This is a genomic window from Rhizobium sp. NFR12, from assembly GCF_900108545.1.
Lineage (GTDB): Bacteria > Pseudomonadota > Alphaproteobacteria > Rhizobiales > Rhizobiaceae > Neorhizobium > Neorhizobium soli.
The window spans coordinates 262918-279342 of the sequence record NZ_FNWM01000001.1 but is presented as its reverse complement, the minus strand read 5'-3'; the positions used below and the strand labels follow the sequence as shown (position 1 = coordinate 279342).

Sequence of the window (16425 nt, the reverse complement as noted above, 5' to 3'; positions counted from 1 at the left end):
AGGGGAGGAAGCGACGCATGTTCATTCCGCTGCATGATGCCGTCGCGCTAAAATACATCCGTGTGCAGTGGGTGACGATCTCGCTGATCGCTGCCAACATACTCATGTGGGTGTTCACGACGCTTGCTCCCTCGGAAACGACGGAGATCGCCTCGCTGGGTCTCGGCTTCATTCCGGCGATCATCTTCGACTATGCGGTGCTCGATCCCTCTGTCATCCTTGTCCCGGAAGACGCGACCTTCGTCACCTACGCCTTCCTGCATCTGGATTTCTGGCACCTCGCGTCGAACATGCTGTTTCTCTGGGTGTTCGGCGACAATGTCGAGGACGCTCTGGGTCATGTACGCTTCCTGATATTCTACCTGCTTTGTGCCGCAGCCGGCGCGCTTGTGCACGGCCTGGTCGGCCCGATGTCCGAGGGGCCGCTGATCGGCGCATCGGGCGCGATCTCCGGTGTGGTCGCCGCCTATTTCCTGCTGCATCCGCGCGTCCGGGTATGGGTGCTCGTTCTGTTTCGAATTCCGCTGCCGCTGCCCGCTTTCGTTCCGCTGACGCTGTGGATCGTTCAGCAATTCGTGATGCTTTGGCTCGAAGCCGATAGTGCGGTGTCCTGGGGCGCGCATGTCGGCGGAATTCTGGCGGGCGCCGCGCTCGTCATCGTGATGCGCCGCCGGGGCGTTCCCCTGCTCGACCGCGAGATCGTCACGCCGAAGGCCGTGCTGCACAGGCAGAGCGTATCGCAAGAGACCCGACCGGCCGAATAGGCCTATGAGAAAACCGCAACCCAGATGGGATAATCCACGTTGTCATCAGGGCAAAAATGGGTATCCATGTCGCCCACTGACAAATGGATACGCCGCAGATGTCGCAATCTGCGGCTGGAGAAAAGTCAAGGAAGGACCCCATGAAGATCCTGGTGCCTGTAAAGCGCGTCGTCGACTACAACGTGAAGATCCGCGTCAAGCCGGATGGATCCGGTGTCGAGCTTGCCAACGTCAAGATGTCGATGAACCCGTTCGACGAAATTTCCGTCGAGGAAGCCCTGCGCCTGAAGGAGGCTGGCAAGGCAGAGGAAGTGATCGTCGTATCGATCGGTCCGGCAAAGGCTGAAGAAACGCTGCGCACGGCGCTTGCAATGGGCGCCGATCGGGCGATCCTGATCGAGACCGACGAGACGGTCGAACCGCTTGCCGTGGCGAAGCTCCTGAAGGGCGTCGTCGACGCCGAACAGCCGGGCCTCATTATCGTCGGCAAGCAGGCTATCGACGACGATTCCAACCAGACCGGCCAGATGCTGGCAGCCCTGCTCGGCACCGGACAGGCAACCTTTGCCTCGAAGATCGAGCTTTCCGCCGACAAGGCTGTGGTCACGCGCGAAGTCGATGGCGGCCTGCAGACCGTCGAGGTCAAGCTTCCAGCCGTCGTCACCACCGACCTGCGCCTGAACGAACCGCGCTACGCGTCCTTGCCGAACATCATGAAGGCAAAGAAGAAGCCGCTCGACAAGAAGACGGCAGCGGATTTCGGCGTCGATATCGCCCCTCGCCTCAAGGTTTTGAAGACCGAGGAGCCGGGCGGCCGCAAGGCAGGCATCAAGGTAAAGTCCGTCGAGGAACTGGTCGGCGCCTTGAAGACCGCCGGCGTGATCTGATTTTAGGGAGATAACATCATGGCCATTCTTCTTCTGGCAGAACACGACAATGCCAGCCTCAACGACCAGACCGCCAAAGCGCTGACGGCAGCTTCGCAGATCGGTGGCGAGGTCCACCTTCTGGTCGCCGGTTCGGGCGCGCAAGCCGCAGCCGACGCGGCGGCGAAACTCTCCGGCGTCTCGAAGGTGCTGCTTGCCGACGATGCAAGCCTTGCCAACAGCCTTGCCGAACCACTTGCAGCACTGATCGTGTCGCTGGCCGGCTCCTACGATGTCATCATGTCCTCGGCAACAGCGTCCGCCAAGAACGTCATGCCGCGCGTTGCCGCGCTGCTCGATGTGGCGCAGGTTTCGGAAATCATCGAGGTGATTTCGCCGGATACGTTCCGTCGCCCGATCTATGCCGGCAACGCCATCCAGACCGTCCAGGCGACCGATGCCAAGAAGGTGATCACCGTGCGCACGGCATCCTTCGCAGCGACCGGTGAAGACGGTTCCGCTTCCGTGGAGACCGTGGCCGCCGCAGCAAACCCTGACCTTTCGTCCTTCGTATCCGATGCGCTCGCCTCCTCGGACCGTCCTGAACTCGCATCCGCCAAGATCATCATCTCCGGTGGCCGCGCACTCGGGTCCTCGGAAAAATTCCAGGAAGTCATCCTGCCTGTCGCAGACAAGCTGGGTGCGGCCGTTGGCGCTTCGCGCGCAGCGGTCGACGCAGGCTATGCTCCGAACGACTGGCAGGTCGGCCAGACCGGCAAGGTCGTTGCACCGCAGCTCTACATCGCGGTCGGGATTTCCGGTGCCATCCAGCATCTGGCCGGCATGAAGGATTCCAAGGTCATCGTTGCGATCAACAAGGACGAGGAGGCCCCGATCTTCCAGGTGGCCGACTACGGTCTCGTCGGTGATCTCTTCGAGATCCTGCCGCAGCTCGAAAAGGCCCTGTGAGGGCGACCAGCTTTTTCGCACCGCAGTTCGCGCATGCGAAAATGCTGGCAAAAAACACGCTAGCAGACTAGAAAAATGCCGGGATGTCTCAAGCAACCCGGCATTTTGCTGTGAGACGCCGTACGGTTATGATGAATGCGAGACGCGGGCGAAAACCGCACCCAGGGAGCGAGTGAGATCATGAAGAATATCGGCGTCATCGGCGCAGGCCAGATGGGCTGCGGAATTGCACATGTTTCGGCGCTCGCCGGCTATCACGTGCATATCTATGATCTCTCCAAGGACCGTATCGAAGGCGCTCTTGCAACCATCAACGGCAACCTGGCCCGCCAGGTTTCCAGCAACAAGCTTTCCGACGACGATCGCAACGCCGCTCTTTCGCGCATCACCGGCTCTGCCGATGTCAACGACCTCGCACCGATGGACATGGTCATCGAGGCCGCCACCGAAGACGAAAGCGTCAAGCGCAAGATCTATGCGCAGGTCTGTCCGGTTCTGAAGCCCGAAGCGCTTCTCGCCACCAACACCTCGTCGCTCTCAATTACCAGGCTTGCCGCCGCGACCGACCGGCCGGAACGGTTCATGGGCATCCATTTCATGAACCCGGTGCCGCTGATGAAGCTGGTGGAACTGGTGCGTGGTATCGCCACCGACGAGCCGACCTTCCGGGCCGCCAAGGAATACGTGGTCGCGCTGGACAAGACCGCGACCGTTGCCGAGGATTTCCCCGCCTTCATCGTCAACCGCATCCTGCTGCCGATGATCAACGAGGCGATCTATACGCTGTACGAAGGCGTCGGCTCGGTCGAGGCGATCGATACGGCCATGAGGCTTGGCGCCAACCACCCGATGGGACCGCTGCAGCTCGCCGATTTCATCGGCCTCGACACCTGCCTGTCGATCATGCAGGTGCTGCATGACGGCCTCGCAGACAGCAAATACCGCCCCTGCCCGCTTCTGGTCAAATATGTCGAAGCCGGCTGGCTCGGCCGCAAATCCGGCCGCGGCTTCTACGACTATCGCGGCGAGGTTCCAGTCCCGACGCGGTAAGGATCAGCCTTGTGGCGGTTCGCTCCTCACCCGCTTGACTGGACGCTAGAAGGGGTCGACTGAGGTGAAGGGCAAGCCCTTCATCCGCAGCCCTCAAGCGCCCTTGGCGGCCGCCACCAGCGCCTTTGCATCGTCGCTATCCCATGCGGCGGGGCCGTTCATCGAGCCGATCAGGCAGCCCTTCTTGTCGAGGATCAGCGTCGCCGGCAGGCCGAAGGCGAGGCCTTCCTTTTTCAGGGCGTTGAATGTGCCCATCGAACTGTCGCGGTAGAAGCCGAGCTTGTCGATCTTGTACTCTTCAAGAAAGGTTTTCGGCTTCTCGTCGGTGCCGGTGTCGATGTTGATGGCGACGACTTCAAAATCATCGCCGCCCATCGCCGCCTGCAAACCGTTCAGCGCCGGCATCTCTTCGCGGCAGGGCACGCACCAGGTGGCCCAGAGGTTGAGCAGCACCGTTTTGCCTGCAAGATCCGCCGTCGTCATGTCCTGCCCCGCCGGTCCCTTGAAGGACAGGGAGAGCGGGCGCGGCGGCTGTGCCTCGACCATGGCGGCAACCTGGCCCTTGGAAAAGGCGCCGACGGACTTCGCCAGTTCCGCGGAGCCCTCGCATTGCCCGGCAGAGGTGGACATCGCGGTCTCCGAACCCCCATCCGAACCATTGCCAGACCCCATGTTCGTCACGTATACGGCGACAGTGCCGGCGACGATCCCGAGGACGGCGGCAATCAGGATCAATCGGACAGACGGAAGGCCAAGCGGTCTTTTGGACGTCATCAACTACTCCAGGACTGAATTCTCATGGCCGACACGAAGGACGCGACATCTTCCAACCAGATGTGGGGCGGACGCTTCGCTTCCGGGCCGGATGCGATCATGGAGGAGATAAATGCCTCGATCGGTTTCGACAAGAAGCTGTTCGCCCAGGATATCCGCGGTTCGATCGCCCATGCGACGATGCTGGCGGAACAAGGCATTATTTCGCACGAAGATAAAGACAAGATCGTTTCCGGCCTGAACACGATCATGTCAGAGATCGAAAGCGGACAGTTCCAGTTCTCGCGCAAGCTCGAGGACATTCACATGAACATCGAGGCGCGGCTGGCAGACCTGATCGGTCCCGCCGCCGGTCGCCTCCACACCGCCCGCTCCCGCAATGACCAGGTCGCGCTCGATTTCCGCCTCTGGGTCAAGGAAGAGCTCGTCAAGACCGAGAAGATGCTGACGGGCCTGATCGCCGCGTTTCTTGACCGCGCCGAAGAGCATGCAGATACGGTCATGCCCGGCTTCACCCATCTGCAGACGGCGCAGCCGGTCACCTTCGGCCATCACTGCATGGCCTATGTCGAAATGTTCGGCCGTGACCGCGCCCGCGTTCGCCATGCGATCGAACATCTCGACGAAAGCCCGATCGGTGCCGCAGCGCTTGCCGGCACGCCCTACCCGATCGACCGCCACATGACGGCAAAGGCCCTCGGCTTCCGCGAACCGACCCGCAACTCGATCGACACCGTTTCCGACCGCGATTTCGCGCTGGAATTCCTGTCGGTTGCTGCCATCTGCGCCGTGCATCTGTCGCGTCTTGCCGAAGAAATCGTCATCTGGTCGACGCCGCAATTCGGCTTCGTGCGCCTGTCCGACGCGTTTTCGACCGGCTCCTCGATCATGCCGCAGAAGAAGAACCCGGATGCCGCCGAACTGGTGCGCGCCAAGACCGGCCGCATCAATGGATCGCTGGTAGCGCTGCTGACCGTCATGAAGGGTCTGCCGCTCGCCTATTCCAAGGACATGCAGGAAGACAAGGAGCAGGTGTTCGACTGCGCCGAGAACCTGGAACTGGCGATTGCCGCCATGACCGGCATGATGCGCGACATGACCATCCGCGCCGACAAGATGCGCGCCGCTGCCGGTGCCGGCTTCTCCACTGCGACCGATCTAGCCGACTGGCTGGTTCGCGAAGTGGGCCTGCCCTTCCGCGAAGCCCATCATGCGACCGGCCATGCCGTCGCGCTGGCGGAGAAGAAGGGCTGCGACCTTTCCGAGCTCTCCCTTGGAGAACTGCAGGCGATCAACCCTGCCATCACCGACAAGGTCTTCGACGTGCTTTCGGTGGATGCCTCGGTTGCCAGCCGCGTCAGTTTCGGCGGTACGGCTCCCTCCGAGGTGCGCAAGCAGATCGCCTGGTGGCGCGAGAGAAACTGACGCCTGCGCGACGAATGAAGCGGCAAGGATACTGCACAAGCGCGCGGAACTTCGCTATGAAGTCTGCGTGACCGTGCCGGAGAAGGAAGAGAATGTCGAAATCCCTGGTGAAAATCGCCCATGTCAGCCTGATCCTGGGCGTCGTCAGCCTCGTTGTCGCCGGTTGCGGCCGCAAGGGCGACCTCGACCGCCCCAGCACGCCCGTCGAACAGCAGAACATCCGCAAGAGCAGCAAACCCGGTGACGCCAACAAGGAACCGGTTGCCGAGCGGCCGTTCGTCCTCGACCCGCTTCTGTAGTTCCCAGACCCCTTCAGTTTTCCGAGTTTTGACGTGAATCATTTCCACTACATCGACGGCGTCCTTCACGCCGAAAACGTCGCCATCCCGGAAATCGCAAAAGCCGTCGGCACGCCATTCTACGTCTATTCGACAGCCACGCTGGAGCGCCATTACAAGGTGTTCGCGCAGGCGTTTTCCGATGTGGATGCGATGGTCTGCTACGCCATGAAGGCGAACTCCAACCAGGCAGTCCTCAAAACCCTGGCAAAGCTCGGCGCCGGCGTCGACGTCGTCTCGGGCGGCGAGTTGCGGCGCGCGCTGGCGGCCGGCATTCCCGCATCCCGCATCATGTTTTCGGGCGTCGGCAAGACCGTTGCCGAAATGGATCTGGCGCTCGAGGCCGGGATCTACTGCTTCAACGTCGAATCCGAGCCGGAACTGGAAGTGCTGAACCTGCGCGCTCTCAAAGTCGGCAAGCGCGCGCATGTCTCCTTCCGCATCAACCCGGATGTGGATGCGGGCACCCATGCCAAGATTTCGACGGGGAAGAAGGAAAACAAGTTCGGCATCGCTTACGACCGGGCCCGTGACGTCTATGCCCATGCGGCAACGCTTGCCGGCATCGAAGTCACCGGCATCGACATGCATATCGGCAGCCAGATCACCGAGCTCCAGCCGTTCGAGGATGCCTACCGGCTCCTGCGCGAACTCGTCGATGTCCTGCGCGGCGATGGCCACACGATCAGCCACGTCGATGTCGGCGGCGGTCTCGGCATTCCCTACAAGGACGACAACACCCCGCCGCCGCTGCCCGACGCCTATGCGGAAACGATCAAGCGGCAGCTGCGCACGCTCGACTGCAAGATCGTCACCGAGCCCGGCCGCCTGATCGTCGGCAATGCCGGCATCCTGGTGACCGAGGTCATCTATGTGAAGGATGGCGGCGAAAAGACCTTCGTGATCGTCGATGGCGCGATGAACGACCTCATCCGCCCGACGCTCTATGAAGCCTATCATTCGATCCGCCCGGTCGTTGTGCCGCCGGCAGACGCGCCGCGGATCAAGGGCGATGTCGTCGGTCCCGTCTGCGAGACCGGAGACTATCTGGCGCTCGACCGCGAGATGGCCGAACCGAAGCCCGGCGACCTGATCGCCGTCGGTTCTGCCGGTGCCTATGGCGCCGTTCAGGCCGGCACCTACAATTCCCGCCTGCTGGTGCCGGAAGTGCTGGTGAAGGGCTCCGAGTTCCATGTGATCCGCCCGCGCGGCTCCTACGAGGACCTGATCGGCCTGGATTCCGTGCCCGCCTGGCTTGGCTAGACCGGCGCAGAGACGTTCACTTTTGCGGCAAACCGCTTGGAAATATCGGGGCCGGCATGTCGCCGCCCTCGTCTTCGCCACAAACATTGTTATGTTGATAGCTTGATTTGGGCCGCCACGATCGGAGACGGACCGCATGAGCTTGATCCGCAAAGGTGCTTTCGAAACACATCCGGCGCTCGCAAGACGCGTTGCGCTGAAACGGTCGTTTGCCCGTTTCGTGCTGTTTTCCGAGCGCCTTCTGCCGAAGCTTCTGGCCCCGCTCGCGGTCGTCGCCCTGTTTTTCTCCGTCTCATGGTTCGGCCTTTTTCGCGTAACGCCCGATCTTCTGCGCTGGATTCTGCTCGGCTTTTTCACCTTCGCGTTCCTGACCTCTCTCCTTCCTTTGGCACGGCTTCGCTGGCCGGATGCGGCCGATGCGGATCGGTTGCTGGAAGATCGCAACGGCCTGCCGCACCAGCCCGTCGCCGTGCAGGAAGACCAGCCGGCGTTCGAGACACCGTTTGCCCGCGCGCTCTGGAAAGAACACCAGATCCGCATGGCCGAGCGGATCGCAGCGCTCGATACGGGCATGCCGCGGCCCGATATTGCCAGCCATGACCGGTTCGCGCTGCGCGCCGTACCGGCGCTCGTGTTTGCCGTGGCGCTCGGCTATTCCTTCTCGAACGGTGGCGGTTCGCCCGCGGACGCCTTCCGCCCGGCACCACTGGCTGCAAGTACCAACCCGGACCTTCGCATCGACGCCTGGCTGACGCCGCCATCCTACACCGGCCGCGCCCCGATATTCCTGACCGGCCGCGACACGGCGCCCGCAGCCGCGGGCGATACGGCCGGCAACACGGCATCTGTGCCGCAGAATTCGGGCCTGACCGTGCGCGTAACCGGTGGCGAGGGCGAGGAAGCGGTCGTCTTCACGCCGAAATCCGGCGGAGAGCCGCTGACGCTGATCACCGAGGAAGCGCGCAAGGCGGCTGAAGACGCAAGCAAGCAGGCACAAGGTAACGCACCAGGCACGCCATTGCCCGAGGGCCAGCAGGCAAAGCCGCAGCCACCCGTCAGTCAGCCGCACACCGCACAGACGGTGCCGCCGCGCAGCTATGCGTTCAATGTGGACGAAAGCGGCGAACTCACCGTCAATGGCCAGACATGGACCTTCGACGTCATTCCCGACCGCCCCCCGGAGATCGCCTTCGACGGCCAGCCGAAGCGGTCCGTCAATGGCGCGCTGGAAATCGGTTTCCGCGGCAAGGACGATTACGGCATTCGGGAAGCCCATGCGCTGATCGAGCCTGTCGGCCCTGTCGACCCGGCGGCCACGCCGCTTTACCCGGCGCCGGAATACCGCCTCGACCTGCCGCGCCAGAACCGCGGCCAGGAGGTGAAGGCCCTGACCAGCCGTAGCCTGGTCGAGCATCCGCTGGCCGGAAAGCGGGTCAGGATTACGTTGATTGCCAAGGACGGCGCAGGCCAGACCGGCCGCAGCCCCGCCCATGAAATGGTAATGCCGGGCCGCGGCTTCTCGGAACCGCTGGCGGCAGCCGTTGCCGAACAGCGCCAGGTTTTCGCGCTCGACACGCGCCAGGTGCCGCGCGCGATCGAGCTCAACGACGCGCTGGCGATCCGTCCCGACGAGACCATTCCGAACCTTGGCCACTTCCTGGCAATCCGCTCGGCCCGCGAGCGCATGAAGATTGCCCGCAACGAGGAACAGCTGAAGGACGCCGCCGACTACCTCTGGGAAATCGCGCTCGGCATCGAGGACGGCGATCTTTCCGCCGCCGAACGCCGTTTGCGCGATGCCCAGCGCAATCTGTCGGACGCGCTCGAGAAAGGTGCCGGGGATCAGGAAATCGCTGCCCTCATGAAGGAACTGCGCGAGGCGATGCAGCAGTTTATGAACGAGCTCGCGCAGCGCATGCAAAACGCACCGCCGGGCCAGCAGAACATGCAGGCGCAGAATGTCATTCGCCAGCGCGACCTGCAGAACATGATGGACCAGATCGAAAACCTCGCTCGATCCGGCAATCGTGACGCGGCCAAGGAAATGCTGTCGCAGATGCAGCGGATGATGAACAACCTGCAGGCAGGACGCCCGCAGCGCGGTCAGCAGGGCCAGCAGCAGCAGCAAAACAGCCAGATGCGCCAGCAGATCGACAAGCTCGGCCAGATCATGCAGGAACAGCAGCGGCTGATGGACCAGACATTCAAGCTGGACCAGGCATTGCGCGATCGCATGCAGCGCGGCGACCCCGATCCGCAGAGCGGCGAACAGGGCGAGCAGCAGCAGGGCCAGAACGGCCAACCGGGTCAGCAGGGCCAACCGGGTCAGCAAGGCCAGCAGGCACAGCGCGGGCAGCAGGGCCAACAAGGTCAGGGCCAGAACGGCCAGGGCGGCGAACAGAATACCGACCAGATGACAGCCGAGCAGCTGCGTGAGGCGCTGAAGAACCTGCGTGCCCAGCAGGAAGGCCTCGGCAAACAGCTTGGCGAGCTACAGCAGGCGCTGAAGGGCATGGGCATGGACCCAGGCCAAGGCTTCGGGGAGGCCCAGAGTGAAATGGGCAGCGCCGGCAAGGCGCTCGGTGACGGCCAGGGCGAACAGGCCGTCGAAGGCCAGGGCAACGCACTTAACGCGCTTCGCCAAGGCGCCCAGAGCATGATGCAGCAGATGATGCAGGCGATGCAGCAGGGCCAGGGCCAGGGCCAAGGCGAAGGCCAGCAGGACGGCCAGGGACAGGGCATGGCCAACCAAGGCGGCCAGAACGGTCGCGATCCCCTAGGGCGCCCGCGTGCGACGTCAGGTCCGGACTTTGGCGATCAGGTGAAGGTGCCCGACGAAATCGACGTGCAGCGCGCCCGCGAGATCCTCGATGCGATCCGCGAGAAGCTGGGCAACGCCCTATCAGGCGATGCCGAGCGGCAGTATCTCGAGCGGCTGCTCGAGATCCGCTAAATCCACCTGCGAGAGATCAGGCCGCGCAGGAAGTCTGCACGGCAAGCGCCATGGCGACAGCCTTGCGGATTTCTGGCAATGCGAAAGGCTTCTGCACCACATCGACGATCTTCGACGACAGGTCATCGGCGCGTTCGCGCTGTTCGGCATAGCCGGTCATCAGCAGGATCTTCATGTCGGGATACTGGGCGGCGGCTTCGTGCGCCAGCGCAATGCCATCCATGACAGGCATGCGTATGTCGGAAAGCAGAAGATCGAACGCGCCCTGCTCGAGCTTTTCGAGGCCTTCGGCGCCATCGCCGGCCTCATGCGTCTCATGGCCATCCATCCGGAGAGCGCGCGCAACAAACATGCGCAACGTGTGTTCATCCTCGGTAATAAGGATCTTGGCCATAGCGATCATCGCTCCCATTTTGTGTATCAATCCGGGAGCAATTCACCAGAGTTTGGTTGTCGAGGAGTAAACAGGCGAGGCTCAAACCGCGCCATGGTTAACACCTTGCGACCGGATGGCGGCAGATTTCTGCCCCCATCCGAACCAAAATCAACTCACGCGTCGCCAGTCACGACGCCGACGAAAGGCAGTTCGCGGAACGCGTAGGCGACGTCCATGCCGTAGCCGACGACGAAGTAGTCGGGGCATTCGAAGCCGACGTAATCCGCCTCAAGCTCTTCCTTGCGCTTCACCTTCTTGTCGAGAAGAACGGCCAGCGAAACATGGCGGGCGCCGCGCTCATAGAGCAGTTCCTTGGCGAATTTCAGCGTGCGGCCGGATTCCAGGATGTCGTCGATCAGAAGAACATCGCGGTCCTTCACGTCGCTGTCGATATCCTTGACGATGCGAACGCCCTGCGAGACCGTGCCGGTGCCGTAGCTCGAAAGTGTGATGAACTCCACTTCTGGTGCAAGGCCCGTCTCATGCAGCGCGCGCAGAAGATCCGCTGCGAAAATGAACGAGCCCTTGAGGACGGCGATGACGAGCAGATCCTTCGTGGGACCGGTCGCGATCTGCGCTGCGATTTGGTGATTGCGCACGGCGATCTGTTCGGCAGTGAAAAGCGGCTCGATGTTTTTGCCGCGGACGACGGGCATACGGATACTCCTGATAGATCGGAAGCGCCGCGATAGCACAATCAGAGGCGGGACGCATCCCGTTCCGCAAAGGTCAGGCGCAAATCCGGGAGTTTTCCGCCGGGATGCGGCACGCGCGCAGAAAACCCGCGGCTGTGGCCGGCAGCAATGGCGGAAGCCGGCGGGGCAATCAACGTCGAGGCGACCAGCGTGTCGCCGGCCATCAGTTCGGCCCGGATCGCGGGCATGGTCTTTGCGTTACTGGTCCGGTTCTCGACGATTCCGTTGATCAGTAGAACCCGCATGCCATCCGCATCGCGTGGCGTCATGGTGATGTGAGTGATATCGAGCGATGGCTCGGCTTGGGCTTCTCCGCTCTCGTTGAACAGGAACGAGAAGCCGCCGGCACTCGCAAACACCAGCACGAAAGCGGCAGCCACAAGAGCGCAGAACAGATCGGCCGAAAGCGTACTCAGCACGCGCTCGACCTTGCCGACGAAGCCATTCAGCACCGAGGCCGGAGCACCGGACCTCACCCTCTCTGCAGGCTTACCGGTCGACCGGTTCTTGGTCCTGTTGTCTGAATTGTCGTTGTGCGAACGCGGTCTGGACCGCTGCCACCCGCCATCAGTCACGGGCACGAACTGCGCATCCACCACGGGACCACGCGCCTTCACCCGGCCCTTGGGGCCTGTTGTGATTTCGGGCGGCAGGATGTCCATGCGGACAATCGTCTTGCCGGCGCGGCTGCTGAACGTGTTCATCGGACCTCTTCGGCGCCGCTTGTCCCCCGATATCGAAAGAGGCGGCCATTGAAACGAATCCCCCCTAGTCGTAAATTCGATTGGTTAACCGTTTGCAAACAGCGCCCGAAATAAGCCCTTTTCGACCGGCGTTTTACCTTTCGTTTACCTTCATCGTTAAGAGATGGTCAGGTGCGAATCTGAAGGGTTCAGGGATTTGGTCTTCCGTTGATTCATTTCGAAAATGTTGGGTTGCGATATGGAATGGGCCCGGAGATTCTCCGGGACATGACGTTCGACATCCCGAAACGGTCATTTCAGTTCCTGACCGGCCCGTCCGGTGCCGGCAAGACGACGCTTCTGCGCCTGCTGTTCACCTCGCTCTACCCCACCCGCGGCATCATCCGCATGTTCGGCCGCGAGCTGTCGCAGATCCCGCGGAGCGAGCTGCCGATGCTGCGCCGGCGAATCGGCATCGTCTACCAAGACTTTCGCCTGCTCGACCATCTGACCACCTATGAGAACGTCGCCCTGCCGCTTCGGGTGCGCGGCAAGGACGAGGCGTCCTATCGCAATGACGTGATCGAGCTCCTCAAATGGGTCGGCCTCGGCGAGCGCATCAATGTGCTGCCCGCGGTGCTTTCAGGCGGCGAAAAGCAGCGTGCGGCGATTGCCCGTGCGCTGATGGACCGTCCGGAAATCCTGCTCGCCGACGAACCCACCGGCAATGTCGACCCGCCCATGGCCCGCCGGCTGCTCAGCCTGTTCCTCGAGCTCAACCGGCTCGGCACCGCCGTCGTCATCGCGACGCACGATCTGGCGCTGATGGATCAGGTCGATGCACGGCGGATGATCCTCACCGAAGGGCGGCTTGATATCTATGAATGAGCCGCGCCCTCCCAAGAAGACCAAACCGGCTAAGACGGAGAAAGCCCCGGCACCGGCAAACGCTTGGCAGGAGAAAGGCGCCGAGACAGCGAACGACCAGGGTCCGCGCCGCGCCTCGATGCGCGTGCGCCCGACGGCCCCGATCCTGCCTCCCTCCAATATCCAGGGCAATGCGCTGATGGTGGTGATCGCCATCATGGCCTTCCTCGCATGCCTGACGCTCGGCGGGGTCAGCATGGTGCGCGCCACCGCGGCCGGCTGGCAGAGCGAGATCGCCCGCGAAATCACCATCCAGATCAAGCCGGACGATGGCCTCGACATGGATGCGGCGCTGAAGAAGGCGCGCGATGTCGCACTGACCTTTGTCGGCACCCGGGACGGCACGATCATGGATGACAGCGCCACCGCGCGGCTGCTGGAACCTTGGCTCGGCACCGGCCTCGACCTTGCCGACCTGCCCGTGCCGCGGCTGGTGATCATCACGATCGACGAGCAGAACCCGCCCGATTTCGCAGCCATGCGCGACCTCCTGAAGACCGAGGTGCCGCAAGCCTTTCTCGATGACCACCGCACCTGGGTGGACCGGCTGGTCTCGATGGCGCGCACGACGGTGCTGATCGGCATGGGTGTGCTGATCCTCGTCTTTACCGCGATGATCCTGACCGTCGTGTTTGCCACCCGCGGCGCCCTGTCCGGCAACCGGCATATCATCGAAGTCCTGCATTTCGTCGGCGCCGAAAGCGGTTTCGTCGCCCGCGAATTCCAGAAGCATTTCCTGAAGATCAGCATCAAGGGATCGGCAGCCGGCGGCGCGCTGGCGGCACTGCTGTTTGCGGCCGCCAATCTGTGGCAGTCGAATTCGCGCGCGACGCCCCAGAGCGAGCAGGCGACAGCCCTGTTCGGTTCCTTCACGATCGGATTCGGAGGCTATCTCGGAATTTTTGCGACGATCCTCGTGATCGCCCTTCTGACGACGCTGACAGCCCGCTTGACGGTGATGAAAACGATCGACGAGATCGACCTGATCCGCTCCGATCCGGCACGGGCGGATGGCGCGCCGAAATCATAACCCGCACGTGTTTTTTGAAGTGAACCCGTTGTGGGACTAGGCGACAACGAAATCTAGGTCTATCAACGAAATCATGACACTCGGCCAGACCCCTCCCGATGTGACGGACGACCGGACTTCGGACCGGAGACGAAGGGCTTTGCTCTCGCGCCGGAGCACGTTTAGACGAATAGCAAGACGGATCGTCATGGTGGCGTTCATCTGCGTTGCGATCGTCGTCGGCGGTTTCCTCTGGTTCGCGGACGCGGTCACATCGTTGCGAGCGCCCGATGGCGTCAAGGCCGATGCAATCGTTGTTCTGACAGGTGGATATCTGCGCATAGAACAGGCGCTCGGTCTGCTGCGCGACGGGGCCGGCAGGCGGCTTCTGATTTCCGGCGCGCATCCATCCACCACGCCAACGCAGATCCGCAAGGTCACGCAGGCCTCGCCCGACCTTTTCAAGTGCTGCGTCGATATCGGCTATGATGCGATCGATACAATCGGCAATGCCAACGAGATCTCCCGCTGGATCCACGACAAAGACTACAAATCCGTGCTCGTCGTGACCAACAACTACCACATGCTGCGCAGTCTGCACGAACTACGCCGCGCCGATCCCGCGACGGAATTCATTCCCTATCCGGTCATCAATGCAGATCTCGCCCGCCGCGCCTGGTTCGCCGAGCCGGATACGCTGCGCACGATGCTGTCGGAATACGTCAAGGTGGTGCTGGCAACCATTCGCGACTGGGTGGGCATGCAGAAGGGCAGCGGCCTTCGAACCGACGGCGATTCGACCGGGTCGGTGCCGAAAAAATCTCCCTGATCTGAGCAGGCCGTCGATCTCGCGCTTTTATCCGCTCGAGTTCTCGTGTAGGCAACGGGCAGTCTGCAAGAAAGCCCGCTCCATGCTTCTCATCCGCTCCGTCGTGTTCAATACCGCCTTCTACGCCAACATGATCCTGCGGATGATCGTGTTTGCTCCCTACTACTTCCTGGCTTCGCGAAAGGCCGCCTTCAGCGTCCCCAAGGGCTGGGCTTCGTCCAGCAACTGGCTGATGGGCAAGATCGTCGGTGCCACTTTCGAAATCGAGGGCCTCGAGAACATTCCGGAAGGCGGCTGCATCTTTACGCCCAAGCACCAGTCTGTGTGGGACACCTTTGCGCTGATGCCCCACTATCCCGACCCGGTCTATATCCTGAAGCGCGAGCTTCTGTGGATCCCGCTGTTCGGATGGTATCTGGCCAGGCAGCGGATGATCCCGGTGAACCGCGGTGCCCGCGGCAAGGTCATGGTCGAGGTGATGAAGCGCACCAAGGAAGAGATGGAAAGCGGCCGCCAGCTGATCATCTACCCTGAGGGAACCCGTCGCTCGCCTGGCGCCGAGCCGGACTATCGCTACGGCATTGCCCGCATCTATCGCGATGCGAAGGTTCCGGTCGTCCCGGTCGTCGCCCATTGGGGGCTGTTCTGGGGACGCCGCAAGCTGGTGAAATATCCGGGCCATTTCAAGGTCCGGATCCTGCCGGCCATCCAGCCGGGAATGCAGCCGGATGCCTTCTACAAGCACCTGATCGAAACGCTGGAAACGGCAAGCGATCAGCTGCTGGTCGAGACCGTTGCGGCGAACCCGCATCTGCCGCTGCCGCCGACGGCGTCGAAACGTCTGGCGGAACTGAAAGCGCAACAAACGCCGGTTTGAGCGGGGAACTTCAGGCCGCAAGCGCTGCGGCAACCCCTTCCAGCCACAGGTCGCGAATACCGATCTGGGCGAGATGCTCGACGGTGTTGAACACATAGGCATCGTTGGGGCCGGACTGGCCGGCCGCGTGACGCACGATGCCAGCTGCTTTCTCGACATCCATCGCACCGGCATATTGCCGGTGCGAACGATCGACGACGTAGGTGACGGCCTTCACCTGCCGCCCGTCCATCAGCGTGATCGGCACGATCTTTTCGAGATAGACATTGGTGACAAGTTCGCGACGACGCAGATACTCGATCGCATCGTCCCATTCGCCGCCAGCTACCCGGAAGGCCGCGCCCCTGCACGATCCGCCACGGTCGAGCCCCATGACCAGACCCGGACGATCCGGCGTTCCACGGTGCACTGTCGACCAGATGCACAGCGACCGGCGAAAGCCGTAAACGCGGGCCTGCGCCTTCTCTTCGAACGGAAAGCCCGGGTTCCACATCAGCGATCCGTAGCCAAACACCCAAAATTCGTCCATATCGCACGCCATGCCGTCATCGAGATTTGCGAAAAGAC

The 16425-nt window shown here is 62.3% G+C and carries 17 protein-coding genes; 12 read left to right on the top strand and 5 right to left on the bottom strand.

Annotation, left to right across the window (positions count from 1 at the left end):
- The first annotated feature begins 17 nt into the window (after positions 1–17).
- The 4 genes from BLW69_RS01320 (at position 18) to BLW69_RS01305 (ending at position 3649) form a co-directional block, all read left to right on the top strand.
- Positions 18–764 (top strand): rhomboid family intramembrane serine protease, encoded by a 747-nt coding sequence (locus tag BLW69_RS01320; RefSeq protein WP_092659412.1) that lies wholly within the window; start codon positions 18–20, stop codon positions 762–764.
- Between the two features lie 140 nt (positions 765–904).
- Positions 905–1651 carry an electron transfer flavoprotein subunit beta/FixA family protein gene (locus BLW69_RS01315; protein WP_062461709.1) on the top strand — a complete coding sequence of 249 codons (747 nt, stop codon included), beginning with the start codon at positions 905–907 and terminating at the stop codon, positions 1649–1651.
- An 18-nt stretch (positions 1652–1669) separates the two neighbouring features.
- A complete protein-coding gene (locus BLW69_RS01310; protein WP_092659411.1) occupies positions 1670–2599 on the top strand; it encodes an electron transfer flavoprotein subunit alpha/FixB family protein in 930 nt (309 codons plus the stop codon).
- 135 nt (positions 2600–2734) lie between these two features.
- Positions 2735–3649: a 3-hydroxybutyryl-CoA dehydrogenase gene (locus BLW69_RS01305; protein WP_162759490.1), complete on the top strand. Its 915-nt coding sequence runs from the start codon at positions 2735–2737 to the stop codon at positions 3647–3649.
- 93 nt (positions 3650–3742) lie between these two features.
- Here the strand turns inward: BLW69_RS01305 and BLW69_RS01300 are convergent, their stop codons facing one another.
- Positions 3743–4423, bottom strand: a complete 681-nt coding sequence (locus BLW69_RS01300) for a thiol:disulfide interchange protein TlpA (protein WP_092659407.1) — start codon at positions 4421–4423, stop codon at positions 3743–3745.
- 24 nt (positions 4424–4447) lie between these two features.
- Here BLW69_RS01300 and argH point away from each other — a divergent pair, with 24 nt between their 5' ends.
- The 4 genes from argH (at position 4448) to BLW69_RS01280 (ending at position 10402) form a co-directional block, all read left to right on the top strand.
- On the top strand, positions 4448–5848 hold the full coding sequence (gene argH, locus BLW69_RS01295; RefSeq protein ID WP_092659405.1) for an argininosuccinate lyase: 1401 nt from the start codon (positions 4448–4450) through the stop codon (positions 5846–5848).
- A 92-nt stretch (positions 5849–5940) separates the two neighbouring features.
- Positions 5941–6147 carry an LPS translocon maturation chaperone LptM gene (locus tag BLW69_RS01290; protein WP_062581790.1) on the top strand — a complete coding sequence of 69 codons (207 nt, stop codon included), beginning with the start codon at positions 5941–5943 and terminating at the stop codon, positions 6145–6147.
- A 33-nt stretch (positions 6148–6180) separates the two neighbouring features.
- A complete protein-coding gene (gene lysA, locus BLW69_RS01285; RefSeq protein ID WP_092659403.1) occupies positions 6181–7449 on the top strand; it encodes a diaminopimelate decarboxylase in 1269 nt (422 codons plus the stop codon).
- A 136-nt stretch (positions 7450–7585) separates the two neighbouring features.
- Positions 7586–10402, top strand: a complete 2817-nt coding sequence (locus BLW69_RS01280) for a TIGR02302 family protein (RefSeq protein ID WP_092659401.1) — start codon at positions 7586–7588, stop codon at positions 10400–10402.
- 16 nt (positions 10403–10418) lie between these two features.
- On the opposite strand, the gene BLW69_RS01275 is transcribed toward BLW69_RS01280, so the two are convergent.
- The 3 genes from BLW69_RS01275 to BLW69_RS01265 form a co-directional block, all read right to left on the bottom strand.
- A complete protein-coding gene (locus tag BLW69_RS01275) occupies positions 10419–10796 on the bottom strand; it encodes a response regulator (protein WP_062462002.1) in 378 nt (125 codons plus the stop codon).
- 155 nt (positions 10797–10951) lie between these two features.
- On the bottom strand, positions 10952–11494 hold the full coding sequence (hpt, locus tag BLW69_RS01270; RefSeq protein ID WP_092659399.1) for a hypoxanthine phosphoribosyltransferase: 543 nt from the start codon (positions 11492–11494) through the stop codon (positions 10952–10954).
- Between the two features lie 41 nt (positions 11495–11535).
- A complete protein-coding gene (locus BLW69_RS01265; RefSeq protein WP_092659397.1) occupies positions 11536–12237 on the bottom strand; it encodes a hypothetical protein in 702 nt (233 codons plus the stop codon).
- A gap of 207 nt (positions 12238–12444) precedes the next feature.
- On the opposite strand from BLW69_RS01265, the gene ftsE reads away from it, so the two are divergent.
- The 4 genes from ftsE (at position 12445) to BLW69_RS01245 (ending at position 15858) form a co-directional block, all read left to right on the top strand.
- Entirely contained in the window at positions 12445–13104 is a 660-nt protein-coding gene (gene ftsE, locus BLW69_RS01260) for a cell division ATP-binding protein FtsE (RefSeq protein ID WP_062461741.1), read from the top strand.
- Positions 13105–13222: 118 nt separating this feature from the next.
- Complete coding sequence (locus tag BLW69_RS01255; protein WP_062583035.1) at positions 13223–14173, top strand: cell division protein FtsX; 951 nt, start codon at positions 13223–13225, stop codon at positions 14171–14173.
- Positions 14174–14246: 73 nt separating this feature from the next.
- A complete protein-coding gene (locus tag BLW69_RS01250) occupies positions 14247–14981 on the top strand; it encodes a YdcF family protein (RefSeq protein ID WP_062461744.1) in 735 nt (244 codons plus the stop codon).
- An 82-nt stretch (positions 14982–15063) separates the two neighbouring features.
- Positions 15064–15858, top strand: coding sequence for a lysophospholipid acyltransferase family protein (locus BLW69_RS01245; protein ID WP_092659395.1), 795 nt, complete (start codon positions 15064–15066; stop codon positions 15856–15858).
- A 10-nt stretch (positions 15859–15868) separates the two neighbouring features.
- Here the strand turns inward: BLW69_RS01245 and BLW69_RS01240 are convergent, their stop codons facing one another.
- On the bottom strand, positions 15869–16387 hold the full coding sequence (locus tag BLW69_RS01240; protein WP_092660949.1) for a gamma-glutamylcyclotransferase: 519 nt from the start codon (positions 16385–16387) through the stop codon (positions 15869–15871).
- Positions 16388–16425 lie beyond the last annotated feature (38 nt).

What these genes read in the sequence shown, in the direction of transcription:
- BLW69_RS01300 (WP_092659407.1), bottom strand. Translation starts at nt 4,423, where the DNA reads ATGACGTCCAAAAGACCGCTTGGCCTTCCGTCTGTCCGATTGATCCTG.
- hpt (WP_092659399.1), bottom strand. Translation starts at nt 11,494, where the DNA reads ATGCCCGTCGTCCGCGGCAAAAACATCGAGCCGCTTTTCACTGCCGAA.
- argH (WP_092659405.1), top strand. Translation starts at nt 4,448, where the DNA reads ATGGCCGACACGAAGGACGCGACATCTTCCAACCAGATGTGGGGCGGA.
- BLW69_RS01245 (WP_092659395.1), top strand. Translation starts at nt 15,064, where the DNA reads ATGCTTCTCATCCGCTCCGTCGTGTTCAATACCGCCTTCTACGCCAAC.
- BLW69_RS01265 (WP_092659397.1), bottom strand. Translation starts at nt 12,237, where the DNA reads ATGAACACGTTCAGCAGCCGCGCCGGCAAGACGATTGTCCGCATGGAC.
- BLW69_RS01250 (WP_062461744.1), top strand. Translation starts at nt 14,247, where the DNA reads ATGACACTCGGCCAGACCCCTCCCGATGTGACGGACGACCGGACTTCG.
- BLW69_RS01280 (WP_092659401.1), top strand. Translation starts at nt 7,586, where the DNA reads ATGAGCTTGATCCGCAAAGGTGCTTTCGAAACACATCCGGCGCTCGCA.
- BLW69_RS01240 (WP_092660949.1), bottom strand. Translation starts at nt 16,387, where the DNA reads ATGGACGAATTTTGGGTGTTTGGCTACGGATCGCTGATGTGGAACCCG.
- BLW69_RS01305 (WP_162759490.1), top strand. Translation starts at nt 2,735, where the DNA reads ATGCGAGACGCGGGCGAAAACCGCACCCAGGGAGCGAGTGAGATCATG.
- BLW69_RS01290 (WP_062581790.1), top strand. Translation starts at nt 5,941, where the DNA reads ATGTCGAAATCCCTGGTGAAAATCGCCCATGTCAGCCTGATCCTGGGC.
- BLW69_RS01310 (WP_092659411.1), top strand. Translation starts at nt 1,670, where the DNA reads ATGGCCATTCTTCTTCTGGCAGAACACGACAATGCCAGCCTCAACGAC.
- BLW69_RS01320 (WP_092659412.1), top strand. Translation starts at nt 18, where the DNA reads ATGTTCATTCCGCTGCATGATGCCGTCGCGCTAAAATACATCCGTGTG.
- BLW69_RS01275 (WP_062462002.1), bottom strand. Translation starts at nt 10,796, where the DNA reads ATGGCCAAGATCCTTATTACCGAGGATGAACACACGTTGCGCATGTTT.
- BLW69_RS01255 (WP_062583035.1), top strand. Translation starts at nt 13,223, where the DNA reads ATGCGCGTGCGCCCGACGGCCCCGATCCTGCCTCCCTCCAATATCCAG.
- BLW69_RS01315 (WP_062461709.1), top strand. Translation starts at nt 905, where the DNA reads ATGAAGATCCTGGTGCCTGTAAAGCGCGTCGTCGACTACAACGTGAAG.